The sequence below is a fragment of the Cetobacterium sp. ZOR0034 genome (assembly GCF_000799075.1).
In the GTDB taxonomy this organism is placed as follows: Bacteria; Fusobacteriota; Fusobacteriia; order Fusobacteriales; family Fusobacteriaceae; genus Cetobacterium_A.
Map to the genome: position 1 here is coordinate 1 of NZ_JTLI01000083.1, position 6,944 is coordinate 6,944.

Annotated in this window: 7 protein-coding genes, 1 tRNA gene and 1 pseudogene; 4 read left to right on the top strand and 5 right to left on the bottom strand. The window is 26.2% G+C overall.

Features of this window, described 5'->3' with window-relative positions:
* From L992_RS12010 to L992_RS12015, 4 genes and pseudogenes are all read left to right on the top strand, one after another.
* Positions 1-372 (top strand): annotated as a pseudogene (locus L992_RS12010) (hypothetical protein); the annotation flags it as partial.
* Between the two features lie 72 nt (positions 373-444).
* Positions 445-606, top strand: a complete 162-nt coding sequence (locus L992_RS13600) for a hypothetical protein (RefSeq protein WP_156110707.1) — start codon at positions 445-447, stop codon at positions 604-606.
* 42 nt (positions 607-648) lie between these two features.
* Complete coding sequence (locus L992_RS13605; protein ID WP_156110708.1) at positions 649-825, top strand: hypothetical protein; 177 nt, start codon at positions 649-651, stop codon at positions 823-825.
* 91 nt (positions 826-916) lie between these two features.
* Complete coding sequence (locus tag L992_RS12015; protein ID WP_047396529.1) at positions 917-1,447, top strand: hypothetical protein; 531 nt, start codon at positions 917-919, stop codon at positions 1,445-1,447.
* Between the two features lie 52 nt (positions 1,448-1,499).
* On the opposite strand, the gene L992_RS12020 is transcribed toward L992_RS12015, so the two are convergent.
* From L992_RS12020 to L992_RS12040, 5 genes are all read right to left on the bottom strand, one after another.
* A complete protein-coding gene (locus tag L992_RS12020) occupies positions 1,500-2,663 on the bottom strand; it encodes a DUF4238 domain-containing protein (RefSeq protein ID WP_047396531.1) in 1,164 nt (387 codons plus the stop codon).
* A 9-nt stretch (positions 2,664-2,672) separates the two neighbouring features.
* Positions 2,673-4,610 carry an ATP-binding protein gene (locus L992_RS12025; RefSeq protein ID WP_047396533.1) on the bottom strand — a complete coding sequence of 646 codons (1,938 nt, stop codon included), beginning with the start codon at positions 4,608-4,610 and terminating at the stop codon, positions 2,673-2,675.
* Between the two features lie 204 nt (positions 4,611-4,814).
* Positions 4,815-4,891 (bottom strand) — tRNA-Arg (locus tag L992_RS12030).
* 52 nt (positions 4,892-4,943) lie between these two features.
* A complete protein-coding gene (locus L992_RS12035) occupies positions 4,944-6,335 on the bottom strand; it encodes a sodium:alanine symporter family protein (protein ID WP_047383947.1) in 1,392 nt (463 codons plus the stop codon).
* Between the two features lie 137 nt (positions 6,336-6,472).
* Entirely contained in the window at positions 6,473-6,673 is a 201-nt protein-coding gene (locus L992_RS12040) for a cold-shock protein (RefSeq protein WP_023052292.1), read from the bottom strand.
* Between the last annotated feature and the right edge of the window lie 271 nt (positions 6,674-6,944).

The window sequence follows — 6,944 nt, forward strand, 5'->3', positions numbered from 1 at the left end:
ATCAGGATTAGGATAGGAAGAAAATTCCCTGTAGCTTTGCTTTTCAAAAACAGGGAATTTGGCCTTGCAAAAAACAAAAGAGAAATAACTCAGCTTCTTATGGATGGATTACTTGATGCTTCCACTATAAAACCAGAGTTAGAGAAGTTAAAAAAGCTAGTTGATCTTTCTAAGCAAGAAATTAAAAAATATGAAAACCTTATCTTAGAAAATTCTAACTTCGTAATTACTGAAGATAATATCTCAGACTTAAAAGAATTACTCTTTATGGAGAATACTGATGAAATCATGGAAGAACTCCAAGAGATCCTTTGCTTAATTGTAAATCGTATAATAATAAAAACCCTAGAAGATATAGAAGTTATCTTCTAGGATTTTTTATTACATTGATTTTTTTGCAATTTAATTATATAATAGGTTTAATTTAAATTTGGAGGGGATTAAATGAGTACTAAAACTGAACGAAAAGAAGTATTAATATCAGGAAATAATTTTAACACTAAAGATTTAAAAAATGTTAAGCCTATGGGAGAAAGTTGTATTCCAAGAATGCCATGCAATTCTAATAAATCACAGAAAGAAAATAAAGAAATAAACAAAAAATAATTTTAAATCTAAATTTAACAAAAATAAGAAGGAGAGTATTCAATGAATAAAGATAAAAAAAAGAAAGATAATAATGTTTCTAATAATAATACTAATGCTTTTGATGTCTATAAATATACAGGTTTAGAAAGCTGTCTTCCAAAAGCTCCTCGAAATCTTAATAAAACTACAGAAAATAGCAATAAAAAAAATGAAAAAAATGAAAAAAATGAAAGCTAGGTTATCTTTTGATTAAGTCGTTACTTTTAGAGAAATAAACAAAAAATAATTTTAAATTTAAATTTCCAAAACTCAAAAAGGAGAACAAACTATGAGTAATTCTACCGATGAAATTAAAGAGAATTATCCTTATGAACAATTTGAAAAAGATATAGATTTTTATAGAGAGAATTATCTAATAGAAATAAAAGAACGAAATAATTACTTTTTAATTGGAAGTGGTGCTGCGATTACATTTTTAGTTAATATTTCTAAAGATTTTAAAGGCTGGGTACATTTTTTTATTTGGATTGAAGTTAGTATTTTACTAATTCTTGGATTATCAACTTTTTATTCAATGCACTTAAGAACAAAAGTGTCAAATCATTATATAAGTATTTATAATGATTTTTATGATGATTACACAAATTCTAATAAAACTTTAACTACTGATGAATTATGGAATAGACTCATGAAGAATACTAGTATGGATAAATTAAATGATTTAGAAAATATAATAATAAAAATATTCTATATTGCTGTTGGCTTATTACTTGTATTACTTTTATTTATTTTATCTATTAAATTTAAAGAAACTATAGGGTATTTTCAAAATATTAACTATATTATTTTTTTTAATTAATTATGGAATAATAACCTCCTAGAAAATATAAAATTCATTTTCTAGGAGGTTATTATTTTGAGAAATATTTTATTTCTTTTAAGCCTGTTTTTATTTCAAAAATTTCTTTTCTTATATCCATCTCTGATTTAGGGGAACTCCTCATTAAAGGATAAGTAAATACAATATTTTCATTTTCAATAATATCAGCTTCTCTTGTTATCTCTCTAAAAGCCTTCATTTTTTGCAAGCAAGCCTCTTTTATCTTTAATCCTTCCTCTTTTATATTAAAAAAACTTAATTTTACATCTATAAATTTTTTATCATCTAAATTTATGGATACTATATCAGAAATTTGATATATTTCTGGTTTCTTTTCTATATTTAATTCATAAAAATAATCTTTTTGTTTTTCTAAAATAGTTCTAAAATAAATATTTTTATTACAATGAATATATTGTAAATTATTTATTTTCCTTACATCCTCAATTTCTATTTCAATAATATTATTTTTTTTTATATTATGAAATTTATAAATTCTCTCGTCATATAATATTATTGTTTCATATGGCCCTAATGGCATAATTATCATTTCACCATATCTATCTAATCCCCCATTAAAGCGCTCAAAATAATAATTATAGTGCACTACTGGGTTATCTCCTATTATAAATTCACACTCTTCATTTTTTTCTGAATTTTTTATTTTTAAAATTATAAAATCTAAATCTAAAATTTTATTATAATTAGACTTATAATCATCTATTAAATTTTCTGGAGTCATCTTAAAATTTGCTTCAAACTCAGATAATAATTCTTCAATCCCTTCTATTTCATCAATATTTCCAAGATTATTAATTTTAGCAACTGCCTCTATATAATTTTTTTGAATCTTTTTAGCAACATTATTAATTACATCATTTTTTTTTTGAGTTCTAATACTTTGTAAATATATAAATTGATAAAGCTGAGCTTTTTCTTTAAAATCTACTTTTTTACCTTCTAATACTCTTTTTATAACTTTTGCTCCATCACCTTCTAATTGGGATAGTTTGTCTTCTGTTTTGCCTTTGCCATAAAACCATTTTTTTGAACATTGATTTTTTATAGGTGCATTTTCTATAATGCTCCTTTTATCCTTTTGATAAACCTTTATTGTTTTTCTATCTAAAGAAAATTTTTTTAATAAAAACTGTGGAACATAATGTTGATTCTTAGTTGAAGTTTCTGTTATCATCTATTACCTCTATAATCCTAATTTCTTAAAGAATACTTTATTTCTTAACTTTGAATCTTTCAAAACTTTATTTAAAGAAATTACTTGGATTAAAGCATTATAATTTTCATTAAATGTATAAAAACCTTGTCCTTCAATCATTGCTTTATATCCACTTCTTTTTAAATCTTTTTCTAAATTAGAAGTGATCTCACAAATAATAAATATATTAAATATACTATTTCTATTAACTTCTATCCTTTGACCTCTATCTGTTTTTATCTTTTTATCCTTTAAATCCTCTACATATCCTAAGACTTGATTGTTCAACTCACTAACACTAAAATCTTCTCTTCCTGGTCTCTTAAATTCAATAATTAAAATATTTGAATGTTCATCGTCTATTTCTGATCTATCTGAGAATGTAATATTTTGATCAAACACTGTGGCTATATCTATCCTACTATTACTATCGCTTTCTTCAATTATTTTTTTGTTAACTTTATCTGATGTTAAAAATTTATTATATGCTAGTCTATCATCTATTAACCAAAGATTATGATCATCATAATTAATTTCTAAGTTGCTTTTTTTCATAGGAAATATTAAATTATGCAAATCTTCTTCATAATGATATTTATCATCTTCTGCTCTTTTTTGCAATATTTTTTCTAAAACTTCTGTAATCACTTTTCTATGAATAACATACTTTGCTAATTCATATTGATTTAAAGATTCTATATTTACTAATGCATTTTTTAGTTTTTCTTGATAATCTCCTTTTAATTCTATATTTTTTATAAAATTAGAAGTTTCTTTTCTTTTATTTCTAGCAAATAATTCAAATTTAGTTTCTATTTCTTCTTCTGAACTTTTCGGATTTATGTCTTTTAATATGGAATTATCTCTCATATATAATGAATTATAATAAGGATTTTCTTTTAAAAAATCTTCTATTTTTTGTTTATTTATTTCTATAACTTTATTAATTTCTTCATCATATATTTCAATTAGCTCTTTAGCTACTTCCATCAGAATATCTTTTTCTTTTAAAAATAAGCTACCCTTAACATTAGAAAATAAAAAATCATTTCTATCTTCAGTTACATTGTCATCTAAATATTTTCCTTTTACATATGCTAATATATTTTTTTCTTCACCATCTATTGTAAGAGGTACTCTTAAAAGTTCATTAACTTTTTCAAGTTTTCTTCTTTTAACTTCTCTAGCATTAGCTGTAAATGCTACTTCGTGATTTGGAAGTTTATTCTTACTTATTGGGATATGTAAAATTTCAAAATCATATTCCTTTAACTCGAACTTTTTAGTTTTTACATCTTTTTCTAATTCATTTCTATATTTTTCTTTGCATTTACAACTATTTAACCCATCTCTTATAGTTATTTCAAAAACTCCTTCTATTAAATATCCTAAACAATGATATAATATTTTCTCACACATTTCATCAGCAGTTTTAGGCAAATGTTTAACATATTTTTGAGTAGGTGTTTTTAATGTTATCTTTGTTTCTTCTTTTTTTATATTACTCTCTATATTTTCAATCTCTCTGATTTCATTTTCTAAATCGAACTTAAATTTTCTTATATAATATTTTCCACTTTCTTTATAAGTACTTTCAACAGTTACCTCTTCAAATATCGCTAGCCATGAAAGTCTTCCAACTCCTTTTCCACCCATTTTTATTTTATGAGTTGAATTTATTTTCTTAAAAGACTCAAAATTTTCTTTAGTAAATCCTTGCCCATCATCAATTATTTCAATTTCATCAATTATTTCTTCAATTTCACCATCTAAAGACAGTTGAGGATTAGCCTTCTTCTTTAGAATTACTTGAATATTTTTCGATTCTGATTGAATAGAATTAACAACAGCTTCATAAACTGCAAATATACCTTCGTATTCATTTAAACGAATTTTATTTATACTTCCTTTTAAATCAGCTAACATCTTAACTCTCCTTATCTTATATTTCATTAAATTATATCATAATACTACTTAAATAAGTATCCAATTCTTTTAATTTTTAAAGAAAAAGGACTCTATTTTAAGCACTTTTAAAGTGTAACAATAGAGTCTTCTATAATAAATTATTCTTTTTTATTTTCTCTTCTAATCCTTAAATTTTACTTTTTTAAGGTTGGAGTAAAATCATGGCGCCCCCAACAGGGATCGAACCCATAACCCTCTGATCCGAAGTCAGATGCTCTATCCAATTGAGCTATAGAGGCGCAACCATATGCATTTTACAGTATTTTCAAGTTTAAGTCAACACTAATTTTATTAATCCCAACATTCAACTCTCTCAGCATATGGTATTTCTATCTCATTTTTATTAAATGATGGATCTAATCCCTTTTCTTTTTGAGTATTATAATCTTTTAATGCTTCAAAAGCAACTTTACCTAGTAAGAATATCGCAATCAGATTCAATACTGCCATAAGCCCCATGAATAGATCTGCCATGTTCCATACTAAAGCTAGTTCACCCACTGATCCAAACATTACCATAGCTATAACTCCAGCTCTATATAGATTTAACCACGATTTATTTGGTGTTAAAAACTCTATATTAGTTTCTCCATAGTAATAGTTTCCAATAATTGAGCTAAATGCAAATAGTAATATGCAAATAGCTATAAAAATATTTCCCCAATGACCCACTTGAGAACTCAAAGCATTTTGAGTTAATTGAATTCCTGTTAATCCTTCTGTTTGGTGCGCTCCTGAAATTAGAACCATAAATGCAGTGCATGAACAAATTAAAATTGTATCTGTAAACACTCCTAAAGTTTGAACAAATCCTTGTTTAACTGGATGTGATGTTTCTGCTGCTGCTGCTGCATTTGGTGCTGACCCCATTCCTGCTTCATTTGAGAATAGTCCTCTTTTTACTCCTGTCATTATCGCAGCTCCTATTCCACCACCTACTGCTTGTCTTATTCCAAACGCATTTTCAATTATATCTCTAAATATTTCTGGAACCATACCAATATTCTTAATAACAATATACATTGAAATTATTATGTATAATGTTGCCATTATAGGTACAACCGTTGCACTAAAGTTTGCAATTCTCTGAACTCCACCAAAAATTATAACTCCCGTTGCAATCGCCAGAATTACTCCAATTATTGTTCTGTCCATTTTAAAAGCTTCATGGAAGGCCAATGAGATTGTATTTGATTGAACTGAATTAAATATTAATCCAAATGTTATTGAAATTAATATTGAGAAAGCTACACCCATCCATTTTTTATTTAAAGCTTTTTCCATATAATATGCCGGTCCACCTCTAAAAGCTTCTCCATCCTTTACTTTATAAACTTGGGCTAATGTACTTTCAACAAAACTAGATGCTCCACCAATAATAGCTATTAACCACATCCAGAAAATTGCTCCAGATCCACCTGAAGCTATGGCTATTGCAACCCCTGCTAAGTTTCCAGTTCCTACTCTAGAAGCTGTACTTATACAAAATGCCTTAAACGATGATACTCCACCTTTATGACCTACACTATCACCTAGTATTTTTATCATTTGAGCAAAATATCTAATTTGTACAAATTTTGTTTTTAAAGTAAAATATGTCCCCACAAATAACAACATTACAATAAGAACATAACTCCAAAGAATATCATTTAAAAAATTTACTACTGAATTCAGTATATCCATCATTTCCCCCTCGTATTTAATTTATATTAGGATAATTTTATCATAAATCTTTTTTAAATGAAAATATATTTTTTTAATTTAACTTATTTTTTACAAATTTTTCATAAAAAAAAAGGAGCTTATCGCTCCTTAATAAATTACTTTGCAACAACAATGTTTGTAGCTTGAGGTCCTTTAGCTCCCTCAGTTACATCGAAAGTAACTTCTTCTCCTTCATTAAGAGTTTTGAATCCATCTTTTTGAATTTGAGAGAAGTGTGCGAAAACGTCCTTTCCATCTTCACCAGTGATGAATCCGAATCCTTTCTCTTGGTTGAACCATTTAACTGTACCTTTCATTTGATACCTCCATAAAATTTTTGATTTCATGTAATAAATCTCCATTCAATCCAACTAATATAAGGTACCTATTTGAACACCTTTAAATATTAAATAATAGAATTTCTTTCAATTTATACATCATTTAAACACAGTATACACTATTTAGATGTTTGTGTCAATTTTTTTCTATTTGGCGATTCTCTTTTTACTGTTTTTTTACAAAAAATAAAAAAATGGCGCTTCTTGCTGGGCTCGAACCAGCGACAACACGATTAACAGTCGTGCGCTC

Excerpts from the sequence above, each read along its gene's own strand:
- L992_RS13600 (WP_156110707.1), top strand. The coding sequence starts at position 445 with ATGAGTACTAAAACTGAACGAAAAGAAGTATTAATATCAGGAAATAAT.
- L992_RS13605 (WP_156110708.1), top strand. The coding sequence starts at position 649 with ATGAATAAAGATAAAAAAAAGAAAGATAATAATGTTTCTAATAATAAT.
- L992_RS12015 (WP_047396529.1), top strand. The coding sequence starts at position 917 with ATGAGTAATTCTACCGATGAAATTAAAGAGAATTATCCTTATGAACAA.
- L992_RS12020 (WP_047396531.1), bottom strand. The coding sequence starts at position 2,663 with ATGATAACAGAAACTTCAACTAAGAATCAACATTATGTTCCACAGTTT.
- L992_RS12025 (WP_047396533.1), bottom strand. The coding sequence starts at position 4,610 with ATGTTAGCTGATTTAAAAGGAAGTATAAATAAAATTCGTTTAAATGAA.
- L992_RS12035 (WP_047383947.1), bottom strand. The coding sequence starts at position 6,335 with ATGGATATACTGAATTCAGTAGTAAATTTTTTAAATGATATTCTTTGG.
- L992_RS12040 (WP_023052292.1), bottom strand. The coding sequence starts at position 6,673 with ATGAAAGGTACAGTTAAATGGTTCAACCAAGAGAAAGGATTCGGATTC.